General features: G+C 58.5%; 13 protein-coding genes. 4 read left to right on the top strand and 9 right to left on the bottom strand.

The window, feature by feature from the left end; all coding sequences use genetic code 11:
- Positions 1 to 189: 189 nt before the first annotated feature.
- The gene (locus tag ACODR9_RS06055) at positions 190 to 2,124 is read left to right on the top strand and encodes a sensor domain-containing diguanylate cyclase (protein ID WP_488808190.1); all 1,935 of its coding nucleotides are present in this window, start codon (positions 190 to 192) and stop codon (positions 2,122 to 2,124) included.
- On the opposite strand, the gene ACODR9_RS06050 is transcribed toward ACODR9_RS06055, so the two are convergent.
- Complete coding sequence (locus ACODR9_RS06050; protein ID WP_488808189.1) at positions 2,106 to 3,092, bottom strand: FUSC family protein; 987 nt, start codon at positions 3,090 to 3,092, stop codon at positions 2,106 to 2,108. The genes ACODR9_RS06055 and ACODR9_RS06050 overlap by 19 nt on opposite strands.
- A gap of 119 nt (positions 3,093 to 3,211) precedes the next feature.
- On the opposite strand from ACODR9_RS06050, the gene ACODR9_RS06045 reads away from it, so the two are divergent.
- On the top strand, positions 3,212 to 3,928 hold the full coding sequence (locus ACODR9_RS06045; protein WP_488808188.1) for a pseudouridine synthase: 717 nt from the start codon (positions 3,212 to 3,214) through the stop codon (positions 3,926 to 3,928).
- A gap of 18 nt (positions 3,929 to 3,946) precedes the next feature.
- Here the strand turns inward: ACODR9_RS06045 and ACODR9_RS06040 are convergent, their stop codons facing one another.
- From ACODR9_RS06040 to ACODR9_RS06005, 8 genes are all read right to left on the bottom strand, one after another.
- On the bottom strand, positions 3,947 to 4,282 hold the full coding sequence (locus tag ACODR9_RS06040) for a rhodanese-like domain-containing protein (protein WP_488808187.1): 336 nt from the start codon (positions 4,280 to 4,282) through the stop codon (positions 3,947 to 3,949).
- Between the two features lie 976 nt (positions 4,283 to 5,258).
- Positions 5,259 to 6,707, bottom strand: a complete 1,449-nt coding sequence (locus ACODR9_RS06035) for a methyl-accepting chemotaxis protein (protein WP_488808186.1) — start codon at positions 6,705 to 6,707, stop codon at positions 5,259 to 5,261.
- Positions 6,704 to 7,258, bottom strand: a complete 555-nt coding sequence (locus ACODR9_RS06030; RefSeq protein ID WP_488808185.1) for a PAS domain-containing protein — start codon at positions 7,256 to 7,258, stop codon at positions 6,704 to 6,706. Before ACODR9_RS06030 ends, ACODR9_RS06035 begins: the two co-directional genes overlap by 4 nt.
- A 137-nt stretch (positions 7,259 to 7,395) precedes the next feature.
- Positions 7,396 to 8,076 carry a Fe2+-dependent dioxygenase gene (locus ACODR9_RS06025; RefSeq protein ID WP_488808184.1) on the bottom strand — a complete coding sequence of 227 codons (681 nt, stop codon included), beginning with the start codon at positions 8,074 to 8,076 and terminating at the stop codon, positions 7,396 to 7,398.
- A gap of 134 nt (positions 8,077 to 8,210) precedes the next feature.
- The gene (locus ACODR9_RS06020) at positions 8,211 to 10,370 is read right to left on the bottom strand and encodes a TonB-dependent receptor (protein WP_488808182.1); all 2,160 of its coding nucleotides are present in this window, start codon (positions 10,368 to 10,370) and stop codon (positions 8,211 to 8,213) included.
- A 185-nt stretch (positions 10,371 to 10,555) separates the two neighbouring features.
- Entirely contained in the window at positions 10,556 to 10,966 is a 411-nt protein-coding gene (locus tag ACODR9_RS06015) for an ExbD/TolR family protein (RefSeq protein ID WP_488808180.1), read from the bottom strand.
- A complete protein-coding gene (locus ACODR9_RS06010) occupies positions 10,953 to 11,561 on the bottom strand; it encodes a MotA/TolQ/ExbB proton channel family protein (RefSeq protein WP_488808179.1) in 609 nt (202 codons plus the stop codon). The genes ACODR9_RS06015 and ACODR9_RS06010 overlap by 14 nt, the downstream gene beginning before the upstream one ends.
- A 65-nt stretch (positions 11,562 to 11,626) precedes the next feature.
- Positions 11,627 to 12,253, bottom strand: a complete 627-nt coding sequence (locus ACODR9_RS06005) for an energy transducer TonB (protein WP_488808178.1) — start codon at positions 12,251 to 12,253, stop codon at positions 11,627 to 11,629.
- 245 nt (positions 12,254 to 12,498) lie between these two features.
- Here ACODR9_RS06005 and hslV point away from each other — a divergent pair, with 245 nt between their 5' ends.
- A complete protein-coding gene (gene hslV, locus ACODR9_RS06000) occupies positions 12,499 to 13,059 on the top strand; it encodes an ATP-dependent protease subunit HslV (protein ID WP_488808177.1) in 561 nt (186 codons plus the stop codon).
- Positions 13,060 to 13,125: 66 nt separating this feature from the next.
- Positions 13,126 to 14,466: an ATP-dependent protease ATPase subunit HslU gene (gene hslU / locus ACODR9_RS05995; RefSeq protein ID WP_488808176.1), complete on the top strand. Its 1,341-nt coding sequence runs from the start codon at positions 13,126 to 13,128 to the stop codon at positions 14,464 to 14,466.
- Positions 14,467 to 14,769 lie beyond the last annotated feature (303 nt).

Below are 14,769 nucleotides of genomic sequence, written 5' to 3'. Positions count from 1 at the left end.
GAAAAAGCACTTCCTTGACCGGCTTTGCCGCAAGCAAATGGTGCTGATCTGTTCGATCAGTACCACAGCCAGACGGTGCACTGAACGATTCCGTGGATTTATCCCGTTGTCTTGGCTATTCTTGCTGCCCATGCCGCGACACAAATGGCGCCTTCCGGTTGCTCTGTCTCGGTTTCATGGGGAGTGGCCATGTTGATATCTGGCAAATCAGTGAAGCCGTGGCTGGGGCGCCTGGCGCAAACCTTGCTGCATGCACTGTTGTTGTGGCTGCTGGTGTGGTTGACCTTGCAGTTGCCGTACTCGGTAGAGTTTGGCGCACTGGCCTTGCCCTTGTGGCTGCCTGCTGGCCTGGCGCTGGCGCTGGGGGTGGCACAGGGCTGGCGCTGCTGGCCCGGCCTGCTGCTGGGGTTTTCCCTGGCCAATACCATGCTGCTGCAGCATGACGTTGCCCATGGGCTGGCACTGGCTGCGGTGCAGAGCCTGTCTCCGCCGCTGGCAGCTGGCTTTTTGCGATCTCGCCTGCAACATACCCCGCCGTTCTACCGCCTGTCGCGCGTACTGCTATTTCTGTGGTGCGGTGTGCTGGCCAATACCTTGCTCTCGGTCCTGCTGGCACATCTGGTGCTGGACTACAGCGTTCTGCCTGTCGGGGCCTCCCGCTGGCATGCCTTGTTTTCGCGCTGGCTGGGTGAGGTAAATGGCATTCTGGTGCTGACACCGCCGATATTGTTCCTGCTGCTGGATGCACCGGTCCGCTCGACCAGCAATCCCGCACGCTGGCTGGAAAGCGTATTGCTGACCTTGACTAGCGTGTGCCTGGCCGTGGTGGAGTTCATCGTTGCTGACTTCCGTCACGGGGTGGCGGCAGCGCTGTGGCCCTTATTTTCTATTGCCCTGATGTGGGTGGCATTCCGCTGCCGGCTGGCACTGGCTTACTGTTTGCATGGCGTGATTGTGCTGTTGGCCTTTGTTGGTGTGCTGCTGCATAACGGCCTTGCCTATCAGGATGCGGGGATGAGTGGCATTGCCGCCGCTGGCATGCTGTTGCTGGTGCAGTCGCTGGCCTTGCTGGTGTTTGGTGCGCTGGTGGCAGAGCGCCGCTTTGCCGAGGACTGGTTGCGCCGTGCCAACCAGACACTGGAGGCCAAGGTGGCAGAGCGCACCCAGCAGCTGGCGCAAAGCGAGGCCAGGCTAAAGTTGATGGCTGATGCATCGCCCTTTCCCATGGTGATGAACAATCTGGATGGCGGCGGGCTGATTTATGCCAACGCGCAGGCCGAAAGCCTGTTCAAGTGCCGGCTGGATGAGCTGGAACACCGGGTACAGGATTTTTATGTCGATCAGGAAACCCGCAAACAGGTTTCCACCCTGCTGCATGTACATGGGGCGGTGCGTGATCACGAGGTCAAGCTGCATGATGCCGAGGGCCGGCAGTTCTGGGCGCTGGTGTCCTGTTCGGTGGTGCACAGCGACCAGGCTCTGTATGTGATCAGCGGCATCAACGACATCAGCGAACGCAAGCGGCTGGAGCGCAGTCTGCACGAGGCCAATGACGCCTTGCGCCAACATGTGGCCGAAATCGAATCGCTGCATGTCGGCCTGCGCGAGCAGGTAAGGCGTGACCCCTTAACCGGCCTGTTCAACCGCCGCTACCTGGATGAAATCCTGCCGCGCCTGCTGGCGCACATGCTGGCCTTGAACGGGACCGTGGCGGTGTTGATGCTGGATGCCGATCATTTCAAGCGCATCAATGATCATTACGGGCATCAGTGTGGCGATGCCGTATTGGCGGCATTGGGTGCCTTCCTGCGCGACCGCTTCCGCAGTGGCGATGTAGTGTGCCGCTATGGTGGCGAAGAGTTTTGCATCCTGATGCCGGGCATTGCACTGGAGGCCGCCAGTGACAAAGCCTGGCAGCTGTGCGAGGCCGTACGCCAGCTGCCTATCCAGGCGGCAGAACATCGCCTGCACCTTACCTTGTCAGTCGGGCTGTCGGTTTGCCCGCTGCATGGCGAAGATCCGGAAAGCCTGATCCATGCTGCCGACGCGGCCTTATATCAGGCCAAGGCACAGGGGCGTGACCGGGTTTGTCTGGCGCATTCCGGTCAGCCTGCCTTGTCCTGAGCCAGGGTGTGCCATTGCTTGGCACCCATTTCCAGCCACCAGGCCAGGCTGGCCAGCAGCACGCCAACCAGCAGCGTGTCGGCCACCCGCTCTACCACGCCATGCTGTACCTGCGTGACCGGCATGGCTGACAAGACCAGCAGGGTGAGTCCGGCGATAAACCAGCGGAAGCTGCGCTGCATCAGCATCAGGGCGGTGGCAAGCGACAGGCACAGAATCAACATGTGAATGGTCGGTGCCGGCTGCCACCAGGCCAGGGCAGCGGCCATCACCCCCCCTGCCAGCGTGCCATACACTCTTTCTTTTACCAGCCAGATCATGCGTTGCGGGGATGGGTCGATAATGCCGACCACCAAGACCGGCAGCCACCAAGTATGTGGCAGATGCATGCGGGCAGAGGCCAGCCAGGCCAGGCATCCCCATAACACCAGATGCCAGGCATAGCGCCGGGTATCTGCCGTTGATGCGCCGGGCAAGATGCGCTGCCAGCCACGCAGGCCCCAGTGGCCCAGCATCAGCCTGTACAGGGCACCGGCAAGGGCCAGCAGCGCATGCAGGCCGGCTGGCAAGCCCTGTGATGGCATCATATTGCTCAACAGCAAGCAGAACACCCAGAACTGCATACCCTTATGCAAGCCGCGCCGGGCGGCCACCGCCATCAACAGCAACATGACGGCCAGCACCGGTAGCATCATCCAGCTGTGTCCGGCATAAGCATGGCCCAGCCATTGCATGGCAGGCAGCCCGGCCAGCGAGGGCAGGCTCAGCCGTCTGGCCAGCAGCACGATCATCATTGAATAGGCTGCGCTCAGCGTAAACGGAAAGATCCAGCTGGCAGGCTGGTTGCAGATGGCAATCAGCACCGCAGGCATAAACAGCAGTGTGCTGGTGCTCACGGCACGCATCAGGCGAAAGCGTTCGTGGCGGATGGTGGCAAGGCCGCGCAGGGCCAGGCGTGGATAAGTCATCAGGGTGATTCCTGCAGCTGGTGCGCGTGGCGGTGGTTTCATCATAGGCAAGCACGCAGGCGGGGGCATCACTCGGCGGTTGCCATGCTGCACATTGGGTGGCGTGCTAACATTTCACCATGGAACTCTACAGACTATTGCAACAGCAAGGCTTCGGCAGCCGCAAGGAATGCCGCAAGATGGTGGAATACGGGCTGGTGGAAATCAACGGTGACGTGGCCGAAGATTACCGGCAGGAATGGGCTGCGGAAGATATCGACGAACTGGTGGTCGATGGCGAGCCCTGGGCGCTGCAGACGGGCTCCATCTACGTGATGCTGCACAAGCCCGACGGCTACGAAACCTCGCACAAACCCATGCACCACCCCAGTGTGTATACCTTGCTGCCCTGGCAGTTTGGCAATCTGGGCATTTCGGCTGTCGGAAGGCTGGATGTCGATACCACCGGGCTCTTGCTGCTGACCAACGACGGCCAGTTTGTGCATGCATTGAGTTCACCCAGGCGCCATGTCCCCAAGTGTTATGAAGTCACCCTCAAGCACCCGGTGGCGGATGAGTTGGTGCGGCACTTGCTGGCCGGGGTATTTCTCAAGGATGACAACGAGAAAGTTGCTGCTGATCAGGTAGAGGTGGTGGACGAGATAACCATCCGCATGACCATTACCCAGGGAAAATATCACCAGGTGAAGCGTATGGTGGCAGCGGCGGGCAACCGGGTGATGGATTTGCATCGACTCTCGGTTGGTGCGGTGCAGCTGGGTGAGCTGGACGAAGGGCAGTGGCGCTATCTGGAGGCCGGGGAGTTGGCCAGTTTTGGTTTTGCCTTGGCAGAATAAAACCGCACAGCCTGACGGCTAAAGCAGCTGGTGCAGTTTCTGCATGGCTTCACGCATGCCGCTGACACTTTCGATGTGGGTGTAGCCCAGACTGCGTAGCTGGGCTGCCGCCAGTTTTGCTCGCTCACCGGTGCGACAGTACAGGGTCAGCGGTGTTGCCGGGTCTGGAATGGTGCTGGCCACCTGTTGTTCCAGTTGCTCCAGTGGCAGAGAGCGCGCGCCGGGAATGTGTTCGGCACTGAACTCTTCACTCGAGCCGACATCAATGACCAGCCGGCTGGTGCTACTGAGCATGCGGTGGGCAAAGGCCGCAGCAGTCACGCCGCCCAGCAGGGCTCCAAAAAGATGTTTCATTGTCCTTGCCTGTCCCGTTTTTGTGCTGGTAACCAGCTGGCACACTCTTCTTCCATGATCCAGTTTTACATGCATTTGCCATGGGGCGCATTGTGGCAATTACCTAGTCGAAAGTTAAAATAAGTAAACGCTTGTTTTGTTGTGGGTGTAGTAGCGGTTGTCGCTGCTAGTGCGCCGGTGTGAATTCCCCCTTCCTGCCCTTTTCTTGATGGGCTGCCCCTGTCGTCTCCTCCTCCTCAGATTTCCATTGCCGCTTCTGTAAGCCGCACAACTTGTCTGACGCCACACCCTGCAAGACGCGCTCTCTCATGCAGAGTGCACTTTCTGGCTGCTGGCCAAGGTCTACTCCTGTTGCCGGCATGTAAGCCGGTTGTTTCTACGATGGGGTGATTACGTGTTTTCCTTCTGCCATCCCCAGAGGTGTGGGGCAGAGGTTTATCGCACGGCGTGCTGGCTCTTTTGCGCTGTGCCGAAATCGGCAAGGGAACCTGAGCTTTTGCTGCAAAATCTTAATTCATTGCCGTATTTTTCAGGATGAAAACGCGTGTTTTTCTTACATAAAAAATCAATCAAACATTAAAATGTAATTTATTTAATGAAATACATAATAAATATACGTAATTTCGATGATGAAACTGGCAGGTGCGCTGCGGCGCAAGCCTGCGCGGGCGACAGGTGCGGGACGCAAGGTAGGCCTGTTATCTGTAGTGCTATCAAGTAGGCGCGAGTTGGCCGGAGTAAGTCAGACGAGGAGCTTATGCAGGCTTTGCGCCGCCATGCAGCTCAAGCAGATGAGATGGTGTGAACCGGGTGGTCACATAGGTGCAGTGTCCATGACGGTGCCAGCAGCCAAGGCAGTGACTGGCCATGGACCAGATAGCCAGGGAGGCGGTTGGACTGAGCAACATCGGCGTAAGGACGTAAAAAAGCCCGACTTGCGGGTCGGGCCATACGGGGGATGTAAGGATGCCGGAAATCAGGCAGTCACCGATGCGGTGTGCTTCTCTTCTACCATCCGGTCCAGCAGTTGCAGCACTTCTGCGCTGTCCTGCTCCATGGCGCGCATGTGGCGGATGATGGCTTCTTCATCGAGATGTTCTTTGTTGGCCGCTGTTGAAATGGCGCTTTCAATGCTGTTGTCCACCTTCTGGTCGGGTGTGGCCAGCTGGCTCAAGGCACGGGTATTGCCAAAGCTGTTGTGCCCTTCGCTTTGTCGCCATGTTGCCAGATGGCTGCCATGGGCGATGGCTGCGCCTTCCTCGATCGCGTGGTAGGCCATCTGCTTGTGCATGACATGTCCTACTTTTTGTAGTGAAACCTGCGACATGTCGCGCACACGCTGTACCTGGCCAAGCACGGTGTCGGATTGCTCTGCCAGCGTGGCAAAGCGGTTGCGGAATGATTCGACTGATGACTTCACTTCTGCCGCAACCGCGCCGGCTTCTCCTGCTCGGGAGTGCATGTCGCTAATGCGGCTGGACAGGCTGCCCAGCACGGATTGCACGCGGTGGGCGGTGTCCTTGCTGCGCTCTGCCAGCTTGCGTACTTCATCGGCTACCACGGCAAAGCCACGGCCCATTTCGCCGGCGCGTGCGGCTTCGATGGCGGCATTCAATGCCAGCAGATTGGTCTGGTCGGCAATGGCGGAAATGGCGGCCAGCGATGATTCGATACCCGTCCATTCATGCGCCAGGGCGCTGCTGGCTTCGTTCATGCTGACAACGCTGCCGGCAATGGTGTCCATGTGGCTGGACAGCAATACTGCGCTATCCAGGCTTTCGCGCGAGGCACTGGCGGTATCCCGGGTAATGCTGGAAACCTGATCCATTGCGGTGCTGATAACGGTGAGGTCAGTCTGATTGCTGGCCAGGTTATCGCGCAGATGCGGGTTGTTCAGCGCGGCTAGCTGGGAGGACAGACGGTTTTTGCGGATATAGCCGTCATTGTCGGCCATGGCCTGGATGGCACTGTCCACATTGCGAAGCGATTCGGCAAACATGCCCGGCAGGCCTTGGCTGAGCGGGCGGCGCGTGTAGTCGTTTTGGCTGACGCGATGGAAGCTGGTGTTGATTTCCTTGAAATAGGTTTCTACCAGATCAAGAAAATCATTCAGCTCCCAGGCCACCAGGCCAACTTCACCCATATCGCGTGTGCGGGATGCCCGGTGGTGCAGTTCGCCCTCACAGGCATAGCCCAGTTGCTCGTGCAGGGTATTGAGCACGGCAAAGATACGGCTGCTACCCAGCCAGATCAGTGTGGATAAGACGAGCGAAAGCAGCACTAGAAACACCTCGACGGCCAGTCGCCAGCTATCGGGGAGTAATAGTGAGGCCAGTACGGTACAGATGGTGAGTATGTTGAAGCCAATCAACCAGAAGCCAAGTCGGGTACGCAGAAAGGGAGAGTGTGAGCGGCGAGCCATCATGTGGATTTCCCGGCGGTAAGGTGGGGGTCGAGCAGGGAGAGTACAAAGCTTTCATAGCTGTGGCCTTGCTTGGCCAGCTCGGCCAGCAACCACTCCATCGAAGTATCGGGTGCCGTTGCCTTGTTGTGAGTGCTTTCCAGCTGGCACATGCGGGCGTAAATGGGAATCACGGTTTCCACTGCCCGGCGGCCGGGCGGGCGGCGTACCGAGAAATAGCCTTCCAGCTTGTTTTTGCTATCGTAATCCGGTGTGATGTTGGCAAGCACCCAGTAGTAATTGCCGCTGGCGGTATAGTTTTTGACTACCCCAAAGAATTCGCGCCCGGCCTGCAGGGTTTTCCACATCAGGCGGTATACCCCGCGTGGCATGTCCGGGTGGCGAATCAGGTTATGGGGCTTGCCTAGCAGCTCGCTTTCCGGATATTCAGCCAGTTGCATGAATACACGATTGGCATAGGTGATATGCCCGGTGCTGTCGGTTTTGGTGACAATCAGTTCATCGTCTTCCAGCTGCACTTCCCGACTGTTTTGTGGTCTGATCTGGCTCGTCATGTGGGCTTCCGCAAGAATATCCGCTGAGGATATGTCAATTCAGTAGTTCTACCGAGAACTTTACTTAGTTGTGGCGAAAGATTTCATGACAGCGATCAGCTTTTTTAAGTTTTCCGTCAGAATGCTGCGGTTACCCGCTATAAATCCGCCCACATCCGCAGCAGGTTGTGATAGTTGGCGGTCAGGGTGACCAGCTCGGCGGTATCGCCAAGCTGCTGACGCAGTTGGGAAATGGCCATGTCCATGTCAAACAGCAGGCTGCGTTTTGCGTCGTCGCGAATCATGCTTTGCGTCCAGAAGAACGAGGCAATGCGTGCACCGCGCGTTACCGGTTCTACCCGGTGCAGGCTGGTGGAGGGATAGAGCACCATATCGCCAGCAGGCAACTTCACGCTATGCAGGCCATAGGTGTCTTCCACCACCAGTTCACCCCCATCGTATTCATCAGGCTGGCTGAAAAACAGGGTGCAGGATACATCGGTGCGTATCCAGCTTTGGTCAAAGGGGTGGCTGCGCACGGCATTGTCCACATGATTGCCAAAATCCATGCCGCCCTGGTAGCAATTGAACAGGGGCGGGAACACGGTTTTGGGCAGTGCTGCCGAGAAAAACAGCGTGTTGCGCTTGAGGGCGGCTTCCACCATGGCTTGCAGTTCGCGGGCCGTGTCCAGGTGCTGGGGCAGTTGCAGATTGCGTTTGACCTGCGCGGACTGGCTGCCTGCGGTAATGCGGCCATCGGCCCAGTCAGCCTGACTGAGCAGCATGCGGCCATGGGCCAGTTCTTCGGGAGTCAGGACATTGGGGATATGTAGCAGCATGCCGTGTTCGCTTTGTGTTGGGGCGTTAAAACCCTGCACAGCTGCCGGTGGCTGGTGTGCAGGCATCAGGCGCAGACGCTGTCAGCATGTTTCATGCATGCCGACAGGCTGGCTTATCTATCTATATAGATTTATCAATACTTCAGGCCGATGGTCAGCTGGGCTTCGCGTGGGGTTCCCACGGTGGCATGGCCGGCATAGGCACCGTCGTAATAGGTTTTATTGGTCAGGTTGTTCAGGTTCAGCTGCAGACGATAGTGCTTGGTTTCATAGCTGAGCATGGCATTGCCCACCGTGTAGGACGGCAGATACAGCGTGTTGGTCTCGTTGGCATAGCGCTTGCCGACATAGGTGGCACCAATGCCGCCGGTTATTTCGTCGGTAAACTTGTAGGTGGTCCAGATATTGGCGGTGGCGCGCGGGGTGTAACGCGGCATCTTGCCGGTGGTGCTGTTTAGGCCCGGCGCGGCTTTGTCGATCTTGGAATCCATGAAGGTGACACCGGCAAAGATTTCCCAGCGCTCGGTCAGGCGGCCGCTGCCTTCCAGTTCAATCCCGTTGGTGTGACGCTTGCCGGACAGCGTAACCAGGGTGGTGTCGTCCGGGTCGGTATTGCGTTCATTGGTTTTCTCGATACGGAACAGCGCAGCACGCAGGCTGGCATCGCCATCCAGCAAGTCCCATTTGGCACCCAGTTCGATATTGCGGTTTTTCTCCGGGTCTACCTTGGCGGTGGCCTTGTCCAGCGCATAGGTTTCACCCGACGGGTTGAACGAGGTGCCATAGCTGAAGTAATAGGACTGGGCCATGTCCGGCTGCCAGATCAGGCCGCTGCGCCAGCTCCACACATTATCTGTACGCGACAGGTCGTAGGTGTTGCTGCTGTTTACGCCGCCGTTGGAATTGAAGCCGCGCACATTGTAATCACCTTCAAAGCGGTCAAAGCGCGCACCCAGCACCGCTTTCCACTGCCGGGTCAGCTCAATGGTGTCCATGCTGTACAGCGCCATGTCGCTGGCCTGGAACTTGGTATTGCTGCTGCGATAGCGTGCGGTGTTGATGGCCGTGGAGGAAACCGGGTTACCAATCGTGGTGGTAGGCAGGGTGTTGAGCAGGGTGTAACGGCTGGTATCGGACAGCTCGTAAGTCAACTCCAGCCCGGTCAGCAGGGTGTGGCGAATATCGCCGGTGGAAAAACGCGTGGTCAGGTCGGTCTGGTTATTGACGGACTGGTCAACGCCATCGCGCATCGGCTTGCTGCGGCGCATCAGGCCGGTGGCGCTGGTGTCGGTGCTGGCCAGGCGCGGGGCGGTAGGGCTGACATCACGCCAGAAGCGATTATAGCGCAGCTGGTTGCTCAGCTCGGTGCCGTTGCCAAAATCGTGGGTCACCTTGGCCGTAACGATATCAGCGGTGGTTTTTTCGTAATCACTATCAAAGCCGTAGAACTTGCTGCGGTCCACGCTCAAGGGCTCGCGCGTGGCCGCGTTGTACGGCACGCCGTAGTCCGGGACGTTATTTTCTTCCTGGTGCATATAGGACAGCACCACCGTGGTGGGTTCGCCCAGACCAAAGGCAACCGAGGGGGCGATGCCCCAACGCTCACTCTTGGCGGCACCACGGTCGCTGCCGTCGTGGGTATCCATCAGGTTCAGCCGTACTGCGGAGTGATCGCCGGTCATCTGGTTGATGTCGGCAGTTACGCGCTGGTAGTCATTGGTGCCGAGGGTGAGGTCGCCTTCCAGCTTGCTACCCAGATAAGGCGCTTTGCTGACCTGATTCACCACCCCGCCGGTGGAGCCTCGGCCAAACAGCATGGAGCTGGCGCCTTTCAGCACTTCCACTTTTTCATCATTAAAGGCATCGCGGTTGTATTGGCCAATATCGCGCATGCCATCGCGGTAGGTATCGGTGGCGGCCGAGAAGCCGCGAATCACCACCTGGTCGCCACTGCGGCCGCCTTCGCCAGCGGCAAAGGTGATACCGGGAACATTGCGCAATGCGTCCTTGAGGGTAGCCACGCCCTGATCCTGCATCAGCTGCTGGTTAACCACGGTGATGGATTGCGGAATATCACGCAGCTGCTGCTTGGTTTTGCCAATGCTGGTGGTTTCCGTCTTATAGGTGTCACGCGTCGGCGCATCGCCCTCTACCGTCACCGTTTCCAGGGTCTGTCCGGTTTCTGCCGCCAGCGCCAGGCTGGGGCTCAGGGCTACGGCCAGCATGCCGACTGCCATGCGGGCGGGTAGTTTGCGCTGTGCCAGGTGGGGCGATTGCTGCAAGCTTTGTTTCATTTAATCCTCTTTTATTGTGTGCCAATCACAGAAAGCAAAGTCTTGGCCTGCGCATGGGCGTGACGCAGCCGTTCCCGCATGCTGAGCGGGCAGCATGTGGTAGCAGCAGACAAAGACAGGGGAGAGCAACAACTGGCAGGCCACCCCCGTGACCGGCCAGTTGTCAGAACAGCGGCGGGTTGCGGCTAGGGCGCTTCGGTCAGAAAACCGATGCGGCTGATACCGCTTTGCTGAGCGGAAGCCAGCGTGGTGGCCACCAGCTCATAGCGCACGCTCTTGTCGGCGCGCAGGTTCAGTTCCACCTTGGGGTTGGACTGCACGGCAGCGCTAAAGCGGGCGGCAAGAGCATCCTTGTTGACCGGCTGGTCGTTCCAGAACAAGGCACCGGCGGCATTGATGGACAGGCGGATTTGCTCCGGCTTGTCCTGATGTTCGGCTGCGGCTGCCTGGGGTAGATCCAGCTTCACGCTATTGGTCAGCAGCGGGGCGGTGATGATGAATACCACCAGCAGCACCAGCATCACATCCACCAGCGGCGTGGTGTTGATCTCGGCCATGGGCGCACCAGGGCCCTTGTCGAAACTACCGAACGCCATGGCTAGACTCCGGCTGGGTCAGCAACTGGGCGTGCAGGTCATGGGCAAAGTGATCCAGCTGCTGTGACATTACCCGCTGGGTCCGGGTAAAGGCGTTGTAGGCCAGTACCGCAGGAATGGCGGCAGCCAGGCCGGCAGCGGTGGCAATCAGCGCCTCACCAATGGGCCCGGCCACGGTGGCGATGCTCACCTGGCCTGCCGTACCGATGTTCACCAGCGCGTGATAAATCCCCCACACTGTGCCGAACAGGCCGATGAACGGTGCGGTCGAGCCCACCGAGGCGAGCAGGGTCATACCGTTTTCCTGGCGGGCATTTTCCTGGGCCAGCGCCTTGCGGATGGCACGGGTGACAAATTCGTTCAGATCGCAGGCCTTGCCCAGTGAGCGTTCGGCATGCTGCTGATGGTGACGCAAGGCCGCCAGGCCTTCGCGGGTGATGTGGGCCATGGGCGCCGTGGAGGAGAGCAGTGCCTGTTCGGCAGCATTCCAGTCCGGCGCATCCCACAGGGCGGCTTCGGCCTGACGGTTGGCCTGGCGCAGACGATAAGTCTGTACCCCGCGCTGCAGGATGAGCGACCAGGTTGCAATAGACATCAGAATGAGAATCATGAATGTTGTGATCAGCACAACATCCCCTTGTTGGAAGACAGTCAGTAGCTTCATGGTTTACGCAGGTTCTTCAGGGAAAATTCAACAGGAACGATAAAGGTATAAGGAATGGCCTCATCACCACGTTTGGCCGGAATGAATTTCCAGCCACGTACTGATGTCAGTGCAGCCCGGTCCAGACGGGGAAAGCCGCTGCTGTGTTCCAGCTCCACTGACACAGGCAAGCCCTGTGCGCTCACCTGGACACGCAGACGTACCGTGCCGCTTTCTTCCATTTCAAGCGACAGCGGCGGGTAGACCGGCTTGGGATTGTTCAGATACCCGCCACGATATAAGGGCTCATGCACGACCGGCGCTGGTGCGGGTGCTGCGGCAACCGGGGCTGCCGCAGCCGCTGGTGTCGGCGCCGTATTTTCAACGGCACTGGCGGCAGGCTTGATAGCCGGAGCCGTCGCACGGGCAGTCGGCCTGGCGGCTGGTTTTGCCGTGGGTACAGCTGCAGGGCGCGTGACAGCCGGCTTGGCCGGTGCGCGCTGCTTGTTCTGGCTTGGCTGTGCCGCCGGAGCAACGGGGGCGCTGGGTGCAGCCAGCGTCATCGCCGGCAGGCTGGCCAACTGGGGCAGGGTAACCGGAGGAGAACTAGCCAACCAGCCAGCGATCAGCAGTAGAGCCAGCACATGCAGGCTGCAGCTTCCCAGAAAAGCAGCAGAAGGCAGCGCAGTTGAAGGAGATTGGAGACGGATGTTCATGCCGAAATAATAATGCAAACAATTATCATTAGCAATTATTAAGCAGAGACTTTGTCCTGCATCACAGCAAACCCTGTGCAGGGAAGGGTCAGCTTGCAATCCCTCCGAATGCCTGCATATTGCAAACTGCACGTCTGCATGGCGCAGACACATTCAATAGACTGGAACAGAACATGCAGCAGTTTGACGGAACCACCATCGTCTCCGTCCGTTGCGGCGAGCGCGTGGCGCTGGGCGGCGACGGTCAGGTCACCCTGGGCAATATCGTGATCAAGTCCACAGCCCGCAAAATTCGCCGGCTATACCATGGCAAGGTGCTGGCAGGCTTTGCCGGTGGTACGGCCGATGCCTTCACCCTGTTCGAGCGCTTCGAAGCCAAGCTGGAAAAACACCAGGGCCATCTGGTGCGCTCCGCCGTGGAGCTGGCCAAAGACTGGCGAACCGATCGCATGCTGCGTCGGCTGGAAGCCATGCTGATTGTGGCCGACAAGGACGCCACTCTCATCATCACCGGCAATGGCGACGTGCTGGAACCCGAGCAGGGCATCGCTGCCATTGGCTCGGGCGGCGCCTTCGCCCAGTCAGCCGCGCGTGCACTGTTTGAAAACACCGAGCTGGACCCCGCCGTGGTGGTGAAGAAGTCACTGGAAATCGCCGGCGACATCTGTATCTACACCAACCAGAATCACCTTATCGAAACGCTGGGAGAAGAAGCCCAGCCGGCTGCGCAATAGTTCAGCCTTCGTTCCCATTGATTCACAGGCCGCCACAGCCATGCTGGCGTAGCCGGGAGTACCGTCATGACGCAAATGACCCCGCAAGAAATCGTTCACGAACTCAACAAGCACATCATTGGTCAGGATGCCGCCAAGCGCGCGGTCGCCATTGCGCTGCGCAATCGCTGGCGTCGCCAGCAAGTGGCCGAGCCACTGCGCAGCGAAATCACCCCCAAGAACATTCTGATGATCGGCCCCACCGGCGTCGGCAAAACCGAAATCGCCCGCCGTCTGGCCCGTCTGTCCGGCGCGCCCTTCATTAAGGTAGAAGCCACCAAGTTCACCGAAGTCGGCTATGTCGGTCGTGACGTCGACACCATCATCCGCGACCTGGTGGAAGTGGCCATCAAGGAAACCCGCGACGCCGCCATCAAGCGCAACCGGGTACGTGCCGAAGATGCCGCTGAAGACCGCATCCTCGACGTACTGCTGCCGCCAGCACGCAGCGCCCCCGGTTTCTTTGGTGAACCGCAGGCCGAAGACAGCAAGCCCGAAGACGGCCACACCCGGCAGAAATTCTGCAAGATGCTGCGTGAGGGCAAGCTGGACGACAAGGAAATCGAAATCGAAGTGGCTGCACCGCAGTCCAAGATGGAAATTTTTGCCCCGCCCGGCATGGAAGACTTCTCCAGCCAGTTGCAAAACATGTTCCAGGGCATGAATGCCGGCAAGAAAAAAGCCAGCAAACTGAAAGTGGCCGAAGCCTTCAAGCTGCTTATCGATGAAGAAGCCGCCAAGCTGGTTAACGAAGACGAGCTCAAGGCCGAAGCCATGAAGAACGTCGAGCAGAACGGCATTGTCTTCCTCGATGAAATCGACAAGGTCACCAGCCGCTCGGAAGGGCAGGGGGCTGATGTCTCCCGCGCCGGTGTGCAACGCGACCTGCTGCCGTTGGTAGAAGGCACCACCGTCACCACCAAATACGGCATGGTCAAGACCGACCACATTCTGTTTATCGCCTCCGGTGCCTTCCAGCTGTCCAAGCCGTCCGACTTGATTCCGGAGCTGCAAGGCCGTCTGCCCATCCGCGTTGAACTGTCTTCGCTGTCGGTCGACGACTTCGTGCAGATCCTCACCAGTACCGACGCCTGCCTCACTCGCCAATACCAGGCACTGCTGGCTACCGAAGGTGTGGAACTGGAATTCGAAGAGTCCGGTATTCGTCGCCTGGCAGAAATCGCCTGGCAGGTGAACGAGAAGACCGAAAACATCGGCGCGCGCCGTCTATATACGGTGATGGAGAAGCTGCTGGAAGAAGTCTCCTTCGACGCGCGCAGTGGTGGCTGCAAGATTGATGCACACTATGTAGATGGCAAGCTGGACATGCTGTCGCAGCGAGAAGACCTGGCCCGCTACGTACTCTGAGCCTCAACACACCCTTCAAGCATCAGCGCCCATCTGGGCGCTGATTTGTTTTTCAGCCAGGTAAAACATGAAAAACGGGTATAAATCTGAATTAATTTGTATTTTTCACGCAAAACAAAAGTTTTTGCATCTGCCGACAGGCATAAATGAACTCCGCCAGCCATTCCTCATGCGCGGCGTTAAAAAAAGATATTCGTAAATATTCTTATAGATCATGTGGTTGGAATTGATTGCGTGAGAAATATGTATTTTTCTCGCACAAAGTGTTGACGAGGGAGGGGTGGGGCGGTATAGTTCGCCTCC

Source organism: Aquitalea sp. FG25, assembly GCF_057809375.1.
Note: the sequence above shows the minus strand (reverse complement) of the source record. Positions and strands in the feature narration are given on the sequence as shown.

Coding starts and splice junctions, on each gene's coding strand:
- ACODR9_RS06055 (WP_488808190.1), top strand. CDS start 190: ATGTTGATATCTGGCAAATCAGTGAAGCCGTGGCTGGGGCGCCTGGCG.
- ACODR9_RS06050 (WP_488808189.1), bottom strand. CDS start 3,092: ATGACTTATCCACGCCTGGCCCTGCGCGGCCTTGCCACCATCCGCCAC.
- ACODR9_RS06045 (WP_488808188.1), top strand. CDS start 3,212: ATGGAACTCTACAGACTATTGCAACAGCAAGGCTTCGGCAGCCGCAAG.
- ACODR9_RS06040 (WP_488808187.1), bottom strand. CDS start 4,282: ATGAAACATCTTTTTGGAGCCCTGCTGGGCGGCGTGACTGCTGCGGCC.
- ACODR9_RS06035 (WP_488808186.1), bottom strand. CDS start 6,707: ATGATGGCTCGCCGCTCACACTCTCCCTTTCTGCGTACCCGACTTGGC.
- ACODR9_RS06030 (WP_488808185.1), bottom strand. CDS start 7,258: ATGACGAGCCAGATCAGACCACAAAACAGTCGGGAAGTGCAGCTGGAA.
- ACODR9_RS06025 (WP_488808184.1), bottom strand. CDS start 8,076: ATGCTGCTACATATCCCCAATGTCCTGACTCCCGAAGAACTGGCCCAT.
- ACODR9_RS06020 (WP_488808182.1), bottom strand. CDS start 10,370: ATGAAACAAAGCTTGCAGCAATCGCCCCACCTGGCACAGCGCAAACTA.
- ACODR9_RS06015 (WP_488808180.1), bottom strand. CDS start 10,966: ATGGCGTTCGGTAGTTTCGACAAGGGCCCTGGTGCGCCCATGGCCGAG.
- ACODR9_RS06010 (WP_488808179.1), bottom strand. CDS start 11,561: ATGTCTATTGCAACCTGGTCGCTCATCCTGCAGCGCGGGGTACAGACT.
- hslV (WP_488808177.1), top strand. CDS start 12,499: ATGCAGCAGTTTGACGGAACCACCATCGTCTCCGTCCGTTGCGGCGAG.
- hslU (WP_488808176.1), top strand. CDS start 13,126: ATGACGCAAATGACCCCGCAAGAAATCGTTCACGAACTCAACAAGCAC.